Here is a 16,752-nt window from a genome sequence, read left to right as displayed (position 1 = left end):
TATGGAAAATCAAGAGGCTATACAACTTGAAAGTGTTTTAAAGAGATATGGTAATAATCTAATATTAAATAATTTTAATTTAAATATAAATAAAGGTGAATTTTTAACTATAATAGGTAGTTCAGGTTGTGGTAAGACGACAGTATTAAAACTTATAAATGGATTACTTACACCAGATAGTGGTAAAGTCTATGTAAATGGAGAAGATATTTCACATGTAAATCAAATTCAATTAAGAAGAAAGATTGGTTATGTTATTCAAGGAGTGGGATTATTTCCACATATGAATATAAGAAAAAATATATCTTATGTACCTAATTTAATAAAGAAAGATAATAAAAGCAAAATATTATCTAAAGTTAAAAGTTTAATAAGAGTTGTTGGTTTAAGTGAAGAGATGTTAGAACGATACCCAAGTGAACTTTCAGGTGGACAGCGCCAGAGAGTCGGTATTGCAAGGGCTTTGGCAGCTTCACCAGATATATTACTTATGGATGAACCATTTGGAGCGGTCGACGAAATAACCCGAAAATTATTGCAGGAAGAAATATTACGTATCTACAATGAACTTAATGTGACAATTGTATTTATTACTCATGATATTAAAGAAGCATTAAAGCTTGGAACTAGAGTACTTGTGATGGATAAGGGTAGAACAATACAAATTGGTACTCCTCAGGAAATAAAGGAGAATCCTAAAACAGATTTTGTAAGAGAACTAATTAGTGCATAGAAAAAAATCTTTTAATTATATCTTAAACTAAAAAAGCTGAAAACTAGACAAAGTCTAGTTTTCAGCTTTTTTAATAATATTTTATTGTTTATTTTCTGCTGTTTTTGCTGGATACTTACGTCCTACAAAAATTTCTACTCTTCGATTTTTGGCTTTACCGTCCTCAGTAGAATTATCAAACTTAGGTTTTTGATCTGCATAAGCCTCAATTGATATTTTATCTTGAGTAATTCCTCCTGAACTAACCATAAAATTCATTACATTTATAGCACGTATTGCACTTAAATCCCAATTAGAACGGAAATTTGAATTACTAATTGGTACGTTATCTGTATGTCCTACAATTTTAATATTATTATCTAAGCCTTTAAGCATACCTGAAATTTTTAAAAGTAATGGAGATACGTCTTTTAATACATTTGCGTCACCTGAATTAAACAGTATAACATCTTGTATAGCAACCTCTAATCCACCTTCATTTAAATCAACTTTAACTTTATCAGAATATCCTTCTTGTTTAATCTCTTTTTCTAACATCTGCTTTACTTCAGTCATTTTACCATCTTCAGTTGCAGCAGGGCTAACTTCTGGTGTAGGTGAATTTTCTATAGGAGCACTTTGATTACCACCTTGTCCAATTAGACCACTATTACTTGAAAATATAACACTAAATTGTTCACTAGCTTGTTGTAATTTTTGATTATCTACTTTACTCATAGCAAACATAACAATAAATAAAGCTAATAAAAGAGTTAGCATATCTGCATACGGAATAAGCCATGTTTCATCAACATGTTCTTCATGATGTTCTTTTTTCTTTTTCATGATTATTCTCCTTTGTCTTAAAATTAATCATCCGTACTCTTAATTTGATCTCTATCTTTTGGTTCTAACATACCAACTAACTTTCTTTCAATACTTTTTGGATTTGCACCAGATTGAATAGCTAAAACTCCTTCGTATATAATATTCATATTACTTATCTCTTCATGAGATTTTCTTTTTAATCTAGAAGCAAAAGGATGACAAACTACATATCCAAAGAAAATACCATAAAGAGTTGCAACGAATGCTCCAGCTATCATATGGCCTAATTTTTCAACATCATTTAAGTTACCAAGAGCACCAATTAGACCAACAACGGCTCCTAAAACTCCAAGTGTTGGTGCAGCTCCACCTGCTGATGTAAAAATAGCAGCACCATTACGATGTCTGGCTTCTGTACTTTCAATTTCCATCTCTAAAGTTTCTCTTATAACTTCAGATTCTAATCCATCAACTACCATTTCTAAACCTTTTTTCATAAACTTATTTTCCATTTTTTGTACTGTACCTTCAAGTGATAATAATCCATTTTTTCTAGTTAATTGTGAGATTTCAACAATTTGTTTTATTATAGAAACTGGATCTTCACCTTTTTTTTCTTTAAAAAGAACTCCCATAATTTTAGGAATTGAAAGGAATTCCTTTTTAGGAAAAGAGTTCATTACTGCTGCACTAGTACCAACAAGAATTATAATAGCTGCAGCAGGATTTAATAATACGGCAACATTGGCACCTTTTACGATCATTCCTACAACTACTGCAAGAAGACCAGTAATAACACCTATAATTAAAAAAATATCCATGTTTATACCCCCCGGAATATATGTTTAAAATTATGAAAAATAAAATATAGAAAAATAAATTACATAGACACTCTAATAATGCTTGTACATTATAAAAGAGAAATTATATTTAAAAATATAATACAAATATGTATAAAGTTATAATTTATGTATTTACTAAAAGTATCTATAAATTAATTAATTTTTCTAATAATTTTATTTTTTAGCATTTTATAAATTTTTTTCATACAGCTATAATACCACAATATTTGTAAAGCTAAAACTGTATTTTAGAAAAAATTCGACAAAAATTCACATTATTATTAAATAATCTATTTTTAATAGACATTATATAAAAAAGTTATTATAATATATATTTCGTCAAATATTAGGTATAACTTTAATTATAAATTAAGAATAATAAATGGGAAATATAGTGAATAGGATTTCAAAATATTAGAAAAGACAGATTTGAAGCATATTAATAAAAATTTTATAGTAATTAAAATGATAGATGTGTATTTTAAAAGATATCTTTATCAGTTTCTATATTTATGATTTCAGCATCAGTATTAACCTCTATAAAATTTATAATATTTTCAAGAGTAGAATCTATCTGTGCATTTGTGCTGCAAACACCTGCAATTCCGATTACAATAGTTTGATGTATATCTTGATTATCAATTTCTCCAACAGATATATTAAATTTATTTTTTAATCTTTGGATTATACTTTTAACAACCATTCTTTTTTCTTTTAATGAATGAACCCAGCTAGCTCTTAAGATTACTTTTATTAATAATATTTTCATAGAGCATCTCCTCATCTATAAGACTTATAAAATTTATTAAAATTTTATGTGTAGCAACATTATATTTTTATAATGTTTACGAATAAATACATTAACAACTTCTTGTAATTTATAAATATATTATAAGTCTCCTAAAAGATATTTATTCTTATAAGTTATAATATAAAATAAATTTGACTTACAAAAGAGTGTATAGTAGAATTTAAGTGTATTGAATAATGGTAGAGACAGTTCGTGTACCATCCTGTCTATAAACAAAACTAGGGCTTAACTACCCGTAATAGGTAGTTTTTTTGTTTAAGGGCGGTTTTTGCCCTTTTTTTATTTGTAAAAAATGGTTATTAATATAAAATTTTTGCCCTTTACCAATGTAAGGAGGTCTTGATTATGAAAAAGATAGGATTAACAACAACAGTTCCAGTAGAAATTCTTATTGCAGCAGGATATACACCTGTAGATTTAAATAATCTGTTTATAACTTCTACTGATTATGCGAAATATATAGATATAGCAGAAAGAGATGGTTTTCCTAAAAGTTTATGTGCATGGATAAAGGGGATTTATGGTGCATGCATAGAAAATGACATTAAAGAGATAGTTGGAGTTATGGAAGGCGATTGTTCTAATACAAAAGTTCTTATTGATGTACTTAAGTTAAAAGGGATTAAGGTTTATCCATTCTCATTTCCACATAGTCATGAAAAAGAAGATATAGAAAATGAAATAAGAAAGTTTATGACTATATTTAATGTAACTTATGAAGAAGTTGAAAAGGTTAGAAAAAGGCTAAATGAGATTAGAAAATTATCAAAAGAAATTGATGAATTAACGTATTTACATAACAAAGCTAGAGGATTTGAAAATCATTTATATCAAGTAAGTTTAAGTGATTTAAATGGAGACTTAAATTTTTTTGAGAAAGATTTAAAAAATGCTATTGATGATATAAAGAAAAGAGAACCTCTAAATAAAAAGCTAAGACTCGGATATATTGGTGTTCCCCCTATGACTGGCGATATATATGAGTTTGTTGAAAATTTAAATTCTCATTTTGTATACAATGAAGTGCAAAGAGAATTTGCATTTCCTAGAGCCGATAAAGCATTAAATATATTTGAGCAATATTATGATTATACTTATCCTTACAATACTGAATTTAGACTTAAAGAATTAAAAAGGCAGATTAAAGAGAGAAAATTGGATGGAATAATTCATTATACTCAAGCTTTTTGTCATAGAGCAGTTGAGGATATAGTATTAAAAAGTCAGTTAGATATTCCAATATTGAATATTGAAGGAGATAAATTAAATACATTAGATGCAAGAACAAAACTTAGATTAGAAGCTTTTCTTGATATGCTATTGGATTTAAAGGAGATTAAAAAATGAGAGTATTAGGAATAGACCTTGGTAGTAGGGAAGTTAAAATTGTCTTAATGGAAGATAATAAGATAATAGAAAAGAAAAAAATAAGTACAATGAGTTTCTATAGAGATTATTGCAATTTTGATGGAAAAGTAGTAGTTGATTTAGAAAAACTCAATATAGGAAAAATAGATAAAGCTGTTTCAACAGGCTATGGAAAAAATAATACAGATTTAAAACTGTTTACTCCTATAAATGAATTAAAAGCTCATATTTATGGAGCTGTTTATCAAACTGAATTAAAAGATTTTATTCTTTTAGATATAGGAGGACAGGATGTTAAAGTAGTTAAAGTAGAGAAGGGAATTATTGGAGATTTAGAGCTTAATGAAAAATGTGCTGCTTCTTGTGGAAGATACTTAGAAAATATGGCTAATGTACTTGAAATATCTATTGATGAAATGAGTAAATATTCAGAGGATCCTGTTGATTTAAATTCAACTTGTGCAGTATTTTCTGAATCAGAATTAATAGGAAAGATAGCTGAAGGTATAAGTATAGAAAGATTATGCGCAGGGGTTAACTATTCTCTTTATAAGAGGCTACTTCCTCTTTTAAGTAAATTTAGAGGAAAAAAATTAATCTTAACTGGTGGAGTTGCAACTAACTCTTCAATAAAAAAATATTTAAAAAATGATTATGAAGAAATAATAGAAGTAAAAGAGCCACAGTTTAATGGAGCAATTGGATGCTGCTATTATGGAACTAAGGTGCTATAGGTTATTGGAGGAAATAATTATGTATATTTTAAAAGCAGAACACAGCTTTGATAGTGCACATTTTCTTGCTGGATATGAAGGGAAATGTGGAAATATTCATGGACATAGATGGAAAGTAGAAATTGAAATACAAGGAGAAACTTTAGTAAAAGGTGGCCAACTTGATGGCATGGTTATAGATTTTGGAGATTTAAAAAAAGATGTTAAAGAAATGGTAGATTATTATGATCACGCACTTATTATACAAGAAAATACTATGAGAGAAGAAACTTTAAATTGTATAAAACAAGATAGTTTTAGAGTGATAGAGGTAAATTTTAGACCAACAGCTGAAAATTTTGCAGCATTTTTCTTTAAAATAATGAAAGATAAAGGGTATAACGTAAAGAGAGCTACGGTTTATGAAACTCCTACAAATAGTGCTGCATATGAAGAAAGTGAGAGATGTTAAAGTGAATTTTAAAGTGGTTGAGAAGTTTGTAAGTATTAATGGGGAAGGACGCCTTTGTGGACAATTAGCAGTGTTTATAAGGTTTGCAGGATGTAATTTAAATTGCAGCTATTGTGATACAACTTGGGCAAATGAAAAAAATGTTTCTTATGAATTAATGTCTTCTGAGGAAATATATGAATACATTAAATCAACAAAAGTTAGAAATATAACTTTAACTGGAGGAGAACCTCTTCTTCAAGAAGGAATATTAGAGCTGTTAGAACTATTATCTAAAGATAATAAACTTCATGTAGAGATAGAAACTAATGGAAGTGTATTAATAGATAAGTTTTCAACTATGGAAAATCTACCAAGTTTCACGATGGATTATAAACTTCCTTCAAGTAATATGGAAGATAAAATGAATTTAGAAAATTTTAAGTATTTAACTGATAAAGATACAGTGAAATTTGTATCAGGTAGTATTGAAGATTTAAAAAAAGCAAAACATATAATTGATACTTATAATCTTGTAGACAAAACTAGTGTATATATTAGTCCTGTGTTCGGGAAAATTAATATGAATGACATAGTAGAATTTATGAAAGAAAACAATATGAATAAAGTTAATTTACAAATACAACTTCATAAAGTTATATGGGAACCAAGTAAGAGAGGTGTATAAAATGGAGATTGATGTAAAAGCGATTGAGGAACATATAAGAGGAATTTTAATAGCTTTAGGAGATAATCCTGATAGAGAGGGATTAAAAGATACTCCTAAACGTGTAGCTAAAATGTATGAAGAGATTTTTCAAGGAATGTGTTATAGCAATGATCAAATTGCAGCTATGTTTAACACTACCTTTGAAGATGATTTACTTATAAAAGAAAATAATAATGATATAGTTTTTATCAAAGATATAGAAATATTCAGTCATTGTGAACATCATTTGGCACTTATGTATAATATGAAAGTTGCAATAGCTTATATACCTAATAAAAAAGTCATTGGGTTAAGTAAAATAGCAAGAATAGCTGATATGGTAGGACGTAGATTGCAACTTCAAGAAAGAATAGGAACTGATATAGCTGAAATACTTCAAAAAGTAACTGAATCAGAAGATTTAGCAGTTATCATAGAAGGAGAACATGGTTGTATGACTACTAGAGGTATACAAAAACCAGGTGCTAGAACAATATCAACTACTTTAAGAGGAAGATTTAATACTGATCCAATCTTAAATAATAAATTAATGATGCTTTATAGACAATAAAAATGTATTTTAAGTAAATGTTGATATTGTAGTATAAACAAAGTTATTACCTTTATACCACAATATTAACACTATTTTAGAATATGTTTAATAATATAAATAACTGTAGTTAAGATTAAACTACAAATTAAGGACGGTGTAATAATAAATGAATAAAGAAAAAGCAGTAGTAGTATTTAGTGGTGGTCAAGATAGTACAACTTGTTTATTTTGGGCTAAAAAGAGATTTAAAGAAGTTATAGCAGTTTCTTTTGATTATAATCAAAAACATAAGTTAGAATTAGAATGTGCAAGAGATATATGTAAAAAGTATGGTGTAGAACATCATATTTTAGATTTAAACTTATTAAATCAATTAGCACCTAATTCATTAACTAGACAAGATATAAATGTTGATAAAGATGCTCCTAAGGATGGGGTCCCTAATTCATTTGTAGATGGTAGAAATATGCTATTTTTAACTTTTGTAGCAGTATTTGCAAAACAAAGAGAAATAAACACTATTATAACAGGAGTATCTCAAAGTGACTTTAGTGGATATCCAGATTGCAGAGACGTATTTATAAAATCTTTAAATGTTACATTAAATTTAGCTATGGATTATCAATTTGAAATTCTTACTCCATTAATGTGGATTAATAAAGCAGAAACTTGGAAGATGGCAGACGATTTAGGAGCACTTAAAATAGTTAAAGAAGAAACACTAACTTGTTATAATGGAATAATAGGTAATGGTTGTGGAGAATGTCCAGCTTGTAAATTAAGAAAAAATGGTTATTTAGAATTCAAAAAAGAATATTTAAAATAATCTTTAAGTGAGTCTTTCTATATCTAGCATAAGACTTATGGAAAGAGGAATTTACTTTAAGCGTTCTAAAAATAAAGTTTAGTCAAATTAATACAGGTTTAAAACATAAAAGAATTTATTATAAACACTTTCTTTAATATAGAAGGTGTTTTTATTTTAATAAATTATTTATAGGATAATAATGTAATATAATTAATCTAGAAAATAATTTAAATGAAAATAAGAGGCACGTTAATTATGAAAAAAATTAGTGATTTTTTATTAAAAATAGCAACTATAAAAAATGTAATAATAACTATAACTATTACAGCAATATATACAATTTTTGTTTTTAACAAGTTAATAGCTAAGTTTGGACAAGTAACTAATGGTACTAAACTAATAGATATCTATGTTGGACTTAAAAGTGATGAAGCTTATAAAATTATTTCAAGTTATGGTGACAAAGGAATAGAGTATTATAATATTGTGCAATTAGGAGATGTTATTTTTCCTATTTTAGCGGGATTTACATTCTGTATAACAATAGCTTTATTAATAAAAAAATTATTTAATGGAGAAAAATTTAAATATTTATGCATTTTACCTTTATTTACTGTAACTCTATTTGATTATTTGGAAAACATAGGAGTTTTTATTATGCTAAGAAGATTTCCAAGTTCTTTAAATGGAATTACAGAATTAACAAGCTTTTTTAGTGCACTTAAATTTTTATCTTATGGAGTAAATTCAATAATTATAATAGTTTTAGTATCAATATACTTAAAAAGGTTAAAACCTATAATTAAAAATATTTAATATTAAGATTAAAATTATATTATAATAATATACGAAATATATGGAATTATTTTCATTAATAGTTATTTGCTTAGTAGTTTTATACTATATTAATTATAGATAAAAAATATTTAAGGAGTATATATGTCTGTATATTTTGATGTAGAAACTATTAGAGAGCTCATAAAAGATAATTATAGAGAACAAAGAGAATTTACATTAGAAGAATTAGCACAATACAATGGGAAAAATGGTAATCCTGCATATGTGGCAATAGAAGGTATAGTTTATGATGTGAGTGGAAAATCAGTTTGGGATAATGGAGAACATTTTGGTCTTACAGCAGGAAAAGATTTAACAGAACAATTTAAATCATGTCATGGAATGCCTAAATTTTTAAGTACTTTACCTAAAGTTGGAATACTTAAAAAAAATAATAGAATAAGTAGAAGTGAAATGAAAGATAAGTCTAAATTGACACCTGATGATTGGGTTAGATATATTACCCCATTAGTTAATCGGGAATTAGCAGAAGCTAAAGCAGGAATTAATCCTGAACATTTATACCAAGAATTTATTCTAGCAGGTGTGCTTGTGGGACTAGGAAAAGATCCACAAGAAGCTATTGAGCAGGTTGAAGAATGGGAAAAGACAGGAGTATCACAGCTTTTGGCGCAAAGTAAGATGAATAGATTTTATTAAAATTATCACTTAAGTTAATAAATACTTAAGAAAATAAAGATTTGTATTTTAAAAGTTCTGAGAGAATGTTATATTAATAATTGTTTTAATATACAAAAGAAACATTCTAGTAGGAACTTTAAAATATAGATTAAAGACACAATTATATTTATAATAAATATAATTATAAGAAAACAAATAATATCTTAATGAAAAGCTTATTTATTAAATTTGATTATTTAAATATAAATAATCAAAAAATTATAGAAATAAAGTTTAAGAATATAAAGATATTAAAAAAGGAGTATTAAATGGAATTTAGAAAATCAGTAGAATCAGATGCTAATAGTATAATTAATATTATTAAACAGGCACAAGAATATTTTAGTAAAAAGGGAATTAATCAGTGGCAAAATAACTATCCTAATATTGAAACAATAAGAAATGATATTTCTAATAAGAATAGTTATATTTTGATAAAAGATAATAATATTATTGGAACTGCAATGCTTTCCTTTGATGGAGAAAAGACTTATGAAAATATTTATGATGGAGAGTGGGTAAGTGATAATAAATATGCAGTTGTTCATAGAATTGCTATTGATAATAATTATAAAGGTTTAGGTATAGCAAAGTTAATTATAGAAAATATCGAAAAAATTTGTTTAAATAAAAATATACATAGTATCAGAATAGATACACATAAAGATAACATATCTATGCAAACAATGCTTAAGAAGAATGGATTTAAGTATTGTGGGATAATTTATTTAGAAGATAAAAGTGAGAGAATAGCTTTTGAAAAAATAATATAACTTAAAATAATAGTACATAAACAGTAGAAAGAAATCAATATTTTGTATTAGTGAAAAACGGGATATATAGAAATAGGGATATTACTATACATATTATATTATGAATGATATAATATATGCAGATATTGGAATAAAATTTAAATAGTGAATTATTTGCGGGGGGACTGTAAAAAGTTGAGAAGGATAAAACCTGACCCTTTGAACCTGTTAGCTAATACTGACGTAGGGAGCAAATCATCTACCGATGTATTTGATTTTAGTGCTTGCTATTATAAGTAAGCGCTTTTTTGTTATATAAAAATTTAAAAGGAGGATAAATTTTTAATGGGGGTTTTTACAAGTACAGCAGAAAAAAATTATAAGAGAGATATTATGAAAATAAACTTTAGAGCAGCAATTTTTGACTTGGATGGAACTTTACTAGATTCTATGGACATATGGGAGAAGATTGATATAGATTTTCTCTCAAAAAGGGGATTAAAAGTTCCGGATGGATATATAAATGAGATATGTGCTCGCAATTTTAAAGAAGCAGCTCAGTATACTATTAAATTATTTAATTTAGATGAAAAAGAAGAGGATATTATAAAAGAGTGGGAAAACATGGCGATACATGAATATAGTCATAATATTAAATTAAAACAGTATGCAAAAGAATATCTTTTACATTTAAAAGATAAAGGGATTAAGTTAGCAGTAGCTACAGGATTGCCACGAAAATTATATGAACCTGCTTTAAAAAATAATGGAATTTTCGAATTGTTTGACGTTTTTTGTTCTACAGATGAGATTGGCAGAGGTAAAGAATATCCAGATATTTTTCTATTAACAATCAAAAAATTAAATTTGTCTGCTGATAAATGTATTTTATTTGAAGATGTTTTACAAGGAATTGTTAATTCAAAAAAAGTTGGAATAACTGTTTATGGTATTTATGATAAGTATTCTGTTAAATATAGGAAAGAGATACTAGAAATAGCTGATGGGTATTTAAGTGATTTTACAAATGCACCTATTCCATATTAGTTGATTTTAATAGGAAAACATAACAGTAAATAATTCAAAGTAATAACAAAGTTAGAAATTTTACATAGTATAAAATTATTTTATTATCAAATAATATTAACTGCATATTAAAATTAATTGTACAAAAGAAAGGAGAAACTTATGAGACATAATAAAGTATTAGCGATTACACTACTATTTTTAATGTTTTTCAGTATGCCAGCTTTTGCTTTTGGTGAAAAAGAGAAAGATGTCCTTTTTATGGGTGAAGTTCAAGAAGTACAAAAGGTTGAAAAGGATAATATTTTAAGAGTGAGAGTTAAAGGATATATTAAAGGGGGTAAGGTTTATAAAGAAGAGGTTATTGGTATTGTTGGTGAAAACACAATGCTTATGCCCGATGAATGCTTTAATATGAAAAAGAATAATAAATATGAAAAAGTTAATCCTAAGGAACTTAAAATTGAAAAAGGCGATACTGTTTTTATGGTACTTAATGAAGCTATGACTAAATCTATTCCTCCTCAAGCAGGAGTAAAATTAATACAAATAACAAGTCAAAAATAGAATGAATTTTTACAAACTTTATTCAAAGTTAGGATTTAAAATTAAAAAATAGAACTCCTTTTGTTATATTAATTAACAATGGAGTTCTATTTTGTTTTTTAGATAAATTTAAAGAATAAACTGATTTAAAGTTTTAATAATATGATTATATAACTTTAATTTGGCATTATAGCTATTTGTCAACACAATATTATAAATATATAGAAATATAGATTAAAAGGATATATAATGTAAAGGATGTATCTAAATTTATACTAGTTTAGATAGATTAAAGCAGACAAGCTTTTTAAATTATTATTGCTATTCTTTATAAAAGAATTAATTCATATAGAAAGATAATAAAAGATTATATATTATATAGAAATGAAAGGACGTTATTTATGATTTATTCTCTAGAAAACTCGAAAATAAAAATTACAGCTAGTACTCATGGAGGAGAATTACACTCTTTAACGGGTAAAGAAAAAAATACTGAATATCTTTGGGATGGAAATCCTGAATATTGGAAATATCATTCACCAATTTTATTCCCTGTAGTAGGAAAAGCACTTGATTTAAAGTATAAAGTGAATGGAAAAATATATGAAATACCAGCTCATGGATTAGCTAGAATATCTGATTTTACTTTGGTATCACAAACAGATAATTCTATTACCTTTGAACTAAAATATTCAGAGGAGTCTCTTAATGCATATCCTTATAAGTTTTCTTTAAATGTTACTTATACTATTGAAGAAAATACTGTGGATGTAACATATAAGGTTATAAATTTAGATGATAAAGAAATATATTTTTCAATAGGAGGTCATCCAGCATTAATGTGTCCTATTGAAAAAAATCAAAAATTAGAAGATTACTATCTTAAGTTTAATAAAATAGAAAATAGTTCAACTATGTTAGTTACAAAAGAAAGTTATTTTTTACATGAAAGAAAAGAATATTTAAATGATTCAGACACTATTTATTTATCAAAAGAATTATTTAAAGAGGGCGTTTTAGTTTTTGATGATTTAAAATCTAATGAAATAACTATAGAATCAAAAAATAATAATAAGTCTTTAACAGTAGATTTTAAAGGATTCCCATACTTAGGAATATGGGCTCCAGAAACTAGCGCACCATTTTTATGCATAGAACCTTGGTTCGGACATGCTGATTATCAAGATTTTAATGGCGAATTTAAAGATAGAGAAGGAACTGTTTCACTTGATATAAATAAAGAATTTAGTTGTAGTTATAAAATTTCTGTTAGAGAATAATAAATAAAAAACAATATAAGACAAGCTATCTAAAATATTTTTATAAATTTTAGATAGCTTGTTTATTTTTTATAATACTTTGATTTTAAGAATATGAATTTATAAATGCAAATAAAGTAAAACTGTAATAAGAGGTAAAAATCTTTATATATTTAAAGTATTATAGTATAATTTTATAAGAATTAATTGATTTAGACATATAATAGAGGAGTAATGGGATGTTAAAAAATGATTTTGGAAATGTTGCATTAAATAGTGTTTATTATTCTATTCCATATATCGATATTTTTTTTGATAATGATATAGAAATTATGCTAACTGATAGGGAGAAAGTACTATATTATCAAGGTAGTAAAGAAATAGACTGTAAGATAAAAGAAGGTTCAGAAGCAGGAAAATTTGTAAAAGAAGCTATGAAAAAAGGGAAGATCGAAGTGAAGATTATTCCAGAAGATTTTATGGGATTAGCTTTTAAATCATATATGATTCCTATAAAAGATGGAAATAATGTTGTAGGATCAATAGCTATTGGAAAAAGTCTTTCAAAGAAAAAGGATGTAACTAATATTACACAAGAATTGATAACATCCTTATCACAAATTGGAACAAGTATAAATCAAATTTCATCTGGTGTACAAGATTTGACAGATATGAATAGTAAAATACTAGAAGAAGCTAATAAAGCTAATGAAATGGCTAATGACACAGATGAAATAGTAAATTTTATAAAAGGAGTTTCTTCTCAAACTAATCTTTTAGGATTAAATGCAGCTATTGAAGCAGCAAGAGCTGGAGAGCATGGAAAAGGGTTTAATGTTGTTGCTCAGGAAATTAGAAAATTATCTAATTCATCTAATGAATCAATAGGGAAAATAGAAGGTGTTATTAAAAATATTTCAACAGCAATAGAAAAAATTAATGATAAAGTAATAAATGTTGATGATGTGTCAAATAAACAATCAGAAGCTTTAAAAGAAATGACAGTACTAATTGATAAGTTAAATAATACAGCAGTATTATTAGGAAATTTAGCTGAAAAATTATAAATATAAAAACATATAAAAGACATAGTTATATTTGTATAAAAACAAATATAACTATGTCTTTTTATATATCTGTTATTAAAAATATGCTTTGAATTTTAAATTATTAAAATAATACTAGTATTGACATTATGTTATAAAGAATTATAAAATATAAACGAGAAAATAATAGAAATTTGTAGAATAAAAGGATTACAAACAACATTAATGGAAAATATAACTTGTTTTTCTTTAATATTTTTAAAATAACAATATAAAGGAGATGGCTGTTTTGAATTAAAAAGAGTGAGTATAGAACTAATGAGTAATATTTTAAAATGTAAATTCAGGGAGGATTTTATTTATGAAAAGGATACTAATAGTTGATGATGCAGTTTTTATAAGATTATCACTAAAAAAAATGCTTGAGGAAAATGGATTTGAAGTGGTAGGAGAAGCAGAAAATGGAGTTCAGGCTGTTGAAATGTATAAAATGTTAAACCCAGAAATAGTTACAATGGATATAACAATGCCAGTAATGGATGGGTTAGAAGCTTTAACTGAAATACTTAAGTTTGATCCTAATGCAACTGTAATTATGCTAAGTGCTATGGGACAAGAAATGAAAATTAGAGAATCAATTGTTATTGGAGCTAAAAGTTTCATAGTGAAGCCTTTTAAAGAAGATTATCTTTTAAAGACTTTAAGTAATTTTTAGTAGTTATTATAACAAGAGAAGGTGAAAATATGAATAGAAAAGAGCCTATGTTGGAGGTGTTCATTTTTGAAACATTTGATATGATAGAACAACTCGAGCAACTTATAATTGATAGTGAAAAGCATAAAAAATTAAAAAGTGATGCTATCAATGAGATATTTAGAATAATGCATACAATTAAAGGCTCATCTGGCATGATGATGCTTGATAATATTTCTCATATTTCTCATAGTATAGAAGAATTATTTTATTTTATTAGAGAATTTAATCCTGAACATATTGATTATTCAGAGCTTACCAATTTAGTTTTAGAGGGAAGTGACCTTATAAAAACAGAAATAGAGAAAATAAATAATTATCAGGAAACGGATTTTGATTTCAATTTATTTATTAATAAAGTGAATAAATTTTTAGAAGTTTTAAGGTTAGAAAATACAGATTCAAATAATTTAGATAATAAGATGATAGATGAATCAATAATAGAGAAAGAAGAAAATCAAAAATATTATTTGAATAATAAAAAAGATACTGATAAGTTTAATTTTTTTTATGCTATCTTATTTTTTGAAGATATATGCCAAATGGAGAATCTAAGATGTTTTGGTGTTATTCATGAACTTAAAAAAATTGCAGAGATTTTATATTTTGATCCAAAAGATATTAATGAAAATAATGAAACATGTGAAACGATAAGATCTGAAGGTTTTAAAATATTTTTTAAGACTACTAGTTCTATGGAAGAAACTAGAGAATTTTTTATGAAAACAATATTTTTAAGTACGGTTGACATTAAAGAGTTTGAAACTGAAAATAAATTTTATCAAGAAGTCAAACAAGTAGATAATGAAAAAACAGAAATTATTAATAATGACGTTACCAATAATGTTAAGATAAATGAAAACGTAAAGACTAAATCTGTTTATAAACAAAACCTAATTAGTGTTGATGTTAATAAGTTAGATGTACTTATGGATTTAGTTGGAGAATTGGTTATTTCAGAAGCAATGGTAACTAAAAACCCAGAAATTTCAGGATTGCAATTAGATAGTTTTAACAAAGCAGCACGACAACATAGAAAAAGAATTTTAGACCTTCAAGATGTTGTTATGTCCATAAGGATGGTACCACTTGCACTCACATTAAATAAGATGACAAGATTAGTTAGAGATATGTCTCAAAAATTAAATAAAGAAACAGAACTCGAAATAATTGGTCAAGAAACAGAAGTAGATAAAAATATAATAGAACATATTGCTGATCCTTTAATGCATATAATAAGGAATTCAATGGATCATGGAATAGAGTCTCCAGAAGAAAGAATTGCATGTGGAAAACAAGCAAAGGGAAAAATAACAATTGAGGCTAAAAATACTGGTGGAGAAGTTTTTATTAACATAAAAGATGATGGTAGAGGTCTTAATAAAGATAAAATATTAAAAAAAGCTCAAAAAAATGGATTGTTAAAAAATATAGAAACAGATATGACGGATAAAGAAATTTATTCAATGATATTTTTACCAGGATTTTCAACAAATGAGAACGTTACAGAGTTCTCTGGACGTGGAGTTGGTATGGATGTAGTTGTTAAGGAAATTGAAAAAATTAGAGGTACGGTAACTGTTGATAGTATAGAGGGAAAAGGAATAATAACATCAATAAAAATACCATTAACGCTTGCTATTATAGATGGGATGACAATGAAGGTTGGTTCTTCAGCTTTTACAATTCCAGTTAAGTCTATTAGGCAGTCATTTATAATAAAAAAAGAAGATCTAATTAAAGATATTAATAATAAAGAGATGATAATTATAAGAGGAGAATGTTATTCGATATTAAGACTTCATGAACTTTATAATATAAAAACAGATGTAGTAAATATTGAAGATGGTATTGTAATTATGATTGAAGATCAAGGTAAAACACGATGTATTTTTGTGGATTCGCTTATTGGACAACAACAAGTTGTAATTAAACCACTTCCAGATTATATAAAAAGGGTACAAGGAATAAGTGGCTGTTCATTACTTGGAGATGCAACTATAAGTTTGATACTTGATATATCTAAAGTGATTAATCTATAAAAATTAGAGGTGAT

The 16,752-nt window shown here is 26.2% G+C and carries 19 protein-coding genes and 1 riboswitch; of the genes, 16 read left to right on the top strand and 3 right to left on the bottom strand.

The genetic code is table 11. From position 1 onward, the window contains the following. Position 1 precedes the first annotated feature (1 nt). On the top strand, positions 2–733 hold the full coding sequence (locus ACYUET_RS04475; protein WP_460278042.1) for an ATP-binding cassette domain-containing protein: 732 nt from the start codon (positions 2–4) through the stop codon (positions 731–733). A gap of 81 nt (positions 734–814) precedes the next feature. Here ACYUET_RS04475 and ACYUET_RS04470 read toward each other — a convergent pair whose 3' ends face one another. The 3 genes from ACYUET_RS04470 to ACYUET_RS04460 all read right to left on the bottom strand — a co-directional run bounded on the left by ACYUET_RS04470 (position 815) and on the right by ACYUET_RS04460 (position 3,151). After that, a complete protein-coding gene (locus tag ACYUET_RS04470) occupies positions 815–1,558 on the bottom strand; it encodes a flagellar motor protein MotB (RefSeq protein WP_460278041.1) in 744 nt (247 codons plus the stop codon). 23 nt (positions 1,559–1,581) lie between these two features. Beyond that, positions 1,582–2,361: a flagellar motor stator protein MotA gene (gene motA / locus ACYUET_RS04465; protein ID WP_460278040.1), complete on the bottom strand. Its 780-nt coding sequence runs from the start codon at positions 2,359–2,361 to the stop codon at positions 1,582–1,584. A gap of 502 nt (positions 2,362–2,863) precedes the next feature. Next, positions 2,864–3,151 (bottom strand): DUF503 domain-containing protein, encoded by a 288-nt coding sequence (locus tag ACYUET_RS04460; RefSeq protein ID WP_460278039.1) that lies wholly within the window; start codon positions 3,149–3,151, stop codon positions 2,864–2,866. Between the two features lie 387 nt (positions 3,152–3,538). On the opposite strand from ACYUET_RS04460, the gene ACYUET_RS04455 reads away from it, so the two are divergent. From ACYUET_RS04455 to ACYUET_RS04385, 15 genes are all read left to right on the top strand, one after another. After that, positions 3,539–4,540, top strand: coding sequence for a 2-hydroxyacyl-CoA dehydratase family protein (locus tag ACYUET_RS04455; protein WP_460278038.1), 1,002 nt, complete (start codon positions 3,539–3,541; stop codon positions 4,538–4,540). After that, entirely contained in the window at positions 4,537–5,295 is a 759-nt protein-coding gene (locus ACYUET_RS04450) for an acyl-CoA dehydratase activase (RefSeq protein WP_460278037.1), read from the top strand. The genes ACYUET_RS04455 and ACYUET_RS04450 overlap by 4 nt, the downstream gene beginning before the upstream one ends. 19 nt (positions 5,296–5,314) lie before the next feature. Beyond that, the gene (queD, locus tag ACYUET_RS04445; RefSeq protein WP_460278036.1) at positions 5,315–5,746 is read left to right on the top strand and encodes a 6-carboxytetrahydropterin synthase QueD; all 432 of its coding nucleotides are present in this window, start codon (positions 5,315–5,317) and stop codon (positions 5,744–5,746) included. Position 5,747: 1 nt separating this feature from the next. Next, entirely contained in the window at positions 5,748–6,413 is a 666-nt protein-coding gene (queE, locus tag ACYUET_RS04440; protein WP_460278035.1) for a putative 7-carboxy-7-deazaguanine synthase QueE, read from the top strand. A gap of 1 nt (position 6,414) precedes the next feature. Next, positions 6,415–7,005 carry a GTP cyclohydrolase I FolE gene (gene folE, locus ACYUET_RS04435; protein ID WP_460278034.1) on the top strand — a complete coding sequence of 197 codons (591 nt, stop codon included), beginning with the start codon at positions 6,415–6,417 and terminating at the stop codon, positions 7,003–7,005. A 148-nt stretch (positions 7,006–7,153) separates the two neighbouring features. Further along, positions 7,154–7,813, top strand: a complete 660-nt coding sequence (gene queC / locus ACYUET_RS04430; RefSeq protein WP_460278033.1) for a 7-cyano-7-deazaguanine synthase QueC — start codon at positions 7,154–7,156, stop codon at positions 7,811–7,813. A 237-nt stretch (positions 7,814–8,050) separates the two neighbouring features. Then, positions 8,051–8,611 carry a hypothetical protein gene (locus ACYUET_RS04425; protein ID WP_460278032.1) on the top strand — a complete coding sequence of 187 codons (561 nt, stop codon included), beginning with the start codon at positions 8,051–8,053 and terminating at the stop codon, positions 8,609–8,611. A gap of 123 nt (positions 8,612–8,734) precedes the next feature. Beyond that, the gene (locus tag ACYUET_RS04420) at positions 8,735–9,292 is read left to right on the top strand and encodes a cytochrome b5 domain-containing protein (protein ID WP_460278031.1); all 558 of its coding nucleotides are present in this window, start codon (positions 8,735–8,737) and stop codon (positions 9,290–9,292) included. 290 nt (positions 9,293–9,582) lie between these two features. After that, positions 9,583–10,086 (top strand): GNAT family N-acetyltransferase, encoded by a 504-nt coding sequence (locus ACYUET_RS04415; protein ID WP_460278030.1) that lies wholly within the window; start codon positions 9,583–9,585, stop codon positions 10,084–10,086. Positions 10,087–10,233: 147 nt separating this feature from the next. Beyond that, a riboswitch (TPP riboswitch) is annotated at positions 10,234–10,332 on the top strand. A 78-nt stretch (positions 10,333–10,410) separates the two neighbouring features. Next, complete coding sequence (locus ACYUET_RS04410) at positions 10,411–11,112, top strand: HAD family hydrolase (RefSeq protein ID WP_460278029.1); 702 nt, start codon at positions 10,411–10,413, stop codon at positions 11,110–11,112. Between the two features lie 141 nt (positions 11,113–11,253). Then, positions 11,254–11,658 (top strand): hypothetical protein, encoded by a 405-nt coding sequence (locus ACYUET_RS04405; protein WP_460278028.1) that lies wholly within the window; start codon positions 11,254–11,256, stop codon positions 11,656–11,658. Positions 11,659–12,038: 380 nt separating this feature from the next. Continuing rightward, complete coding sequence (locus tag ACYUET_RS04400; RefSeq protein WP_460278027.1) at positions 12,039–12,917, top strand: aldose 1-epimerase family protein; 879 nt, start codon at positions 12,039–12,041, stop codon at positions 12,915–12,917. Positions 12,918–13,135: 218 nt separating this feature from the next. Then, complete coding sequence (locus ACYUET_RS04395; protein WP_460278026.1) at positions 13,136–13,963, top strand: methyl-accepting chemotaxis protein; 828 nt, start codon at positions 13,136–13,138, stop codon at positions 13,961–13,963. Positions 13,964–14,303: 340 nt separating this feature from the next. Continuing rightward, on the top strand, positions 14,304–14,657 hold the full coding sequence (locus tag ACYUET_RS04390; protein WP_460278025.1) for a response regulator: 354 nt from the start codon (positions 14,304–14,306) through the stop codon (positions 14,655–14,657). A 29-nt stretch (positions 14,658–14,686) separates the two neighbouring features. Further along, entirely contained in the window at positions 14,687–16,738 is a 2,052-nt protein-coding gene (locus ACYUET_RS04385) for a chemotaxis protein CheA (protein ID WP_460278024.1), read from the top strand. Positions 16,739–16,752 lie beyond the last annotated feature (14 nt).

It is taken from the genome of Clostridium sp. CTA-5 (assembly GCF_054768135.1).
This window is presented reverse-complemented; position numbering and strand designations above follow the sequence as displayed.

What these genes read in the sequence shown, in the direction of transcription:
- ACYUET_RS04470 (WP_460278041.1), bottom strand. Translation starts at nt 1,558, where the DNA reads ATGAAAAAGAAAAAAGAACATCATGAAGAACATGTTGATGAAACATGG.
- ACYUET_RS04420 (WP_460278031.1), top strand. Translation starts at nt 8,735, where the DNA reads ATGTCTGTATATTTTGATGTAGAAACTATTAGAGAGCTCATAAAAGAT.
- ACYUET_RS04390 (WP_460278025.1), top strand. Translation starts at nt 14,304, where the DNA reads ATGAAAAGGATACTAATAGTTGATGATGCAGTTTTTATAAGATTATCA.
- motA (WP_460278040.1), bottom strand. Translation starts at nt 2,361, where the DNA reads ATGGATATTTTTTTAATTATAGGTGTTATTACTGGTCTTCTTGCAGTA.
- ACYUET_RS04455 (WP_460278038.1), top strand. Translation starts at nt 3,539, where the DNA reads ATGAAAAAGATAGGATTAACAACAACAGTTCCAGTAGAAATTCTTATT.
- ACYUET_RS04425 (WP_460278032.1), top strand. Translation starts at nt 8,051, where the DNA reads ATGAAAAAAATTAGTGATTTTTTATTAAAAATAGCAACTATAAAAAAT.
- ACYUET_RS04415 (WP_460278030.1), top strand. Translation starts at nt 9,583, where the DNA reads ATGGAATTTAGAAAATCAGTAGAATCAGATGCTAATAGTATAATTAAT.
- ACYUET_RS04450 (WP_460278037.1), top strand. Translation starts at nt 4,537, where the DNA reads ATGAGAGTATTAGGAATAGACCTTGGTAGTAGGGAAGTTAAAATTGTC.
- ACYUET_RS04460 (WP_460278039.1), bottom strand. Translation starts at nt 3,151, where the DNA reads ATGAAAATATTATTAATAAAAGTAATCTTAAGAGCTAGCTGGGTTCAT.
- ACYUET_RS04475 (WP_460278042.1), top strand. Translation starts at nt 2, where the DNA reads ATGGAAAATCAAGAGGCTATACAACTTGAAAGTGTTTTAAAGAGATAT.
- ACYUET_RS04405 (WP_460278028.1), top strand. Translation starts at nt 11,254, where the DNA reads ATGAGACATAATAAAGTATTAGCGATTACACTACTATTTTTAATGTTT.
- queD (WP_460278036.1), top strand. Translation starts at nt 5,315, where the DNA reads ATGTATATTTTAAAAGCAGAACACAGCTTTGATAGTGCACATTTTCTT.
- folE (WP_460278034.1), top strand. Translation starts at nt 6,415, where the DNA reads ATGGAGATTGATGTAAAAGCGATTGAGGAACATATAAGAGGAATTTTA.
- ACYUET_RS04410 (WP_460278029.1), top strand. Translation starts at nt 10,411, where the DNA reads ATGGGGGTTTTTACAAGTACAGCAGAAAAAAATTATAAGAGAGATATT.
- ACYUET_RS04395 (WP_460278026.1), top strand. Translation starts at nt 13,136, where the DNA reads ATGTTAAAAAATGATTTTGGAAATGTTGCATTAAATAGTGTTTATTAT.
- queC (WP_460278033.1), top strand. Translation starts at nt 7,154, where the DNA reads ATGAATAAAGAAAAAGCAGTAGTAGTATTTAGTGGTGGTCAAGATAGT.
- ACYUET_RS04400 (WP_460278027.1), top strand. Translation starts at nt 12,039, where the DNA reads ATGATTTATTCTCTAGAAAACTCGAAAATAAAAATTACAGCTAGTACT.
- ACYUET_RS04385 (WP_460278024.1), top strand. Translation starts at nt 14,687, where the DNA reads ATGAATAGAAAAGAGCCTATGTTGGAGGTGTTCATTTTTGAAACATTT.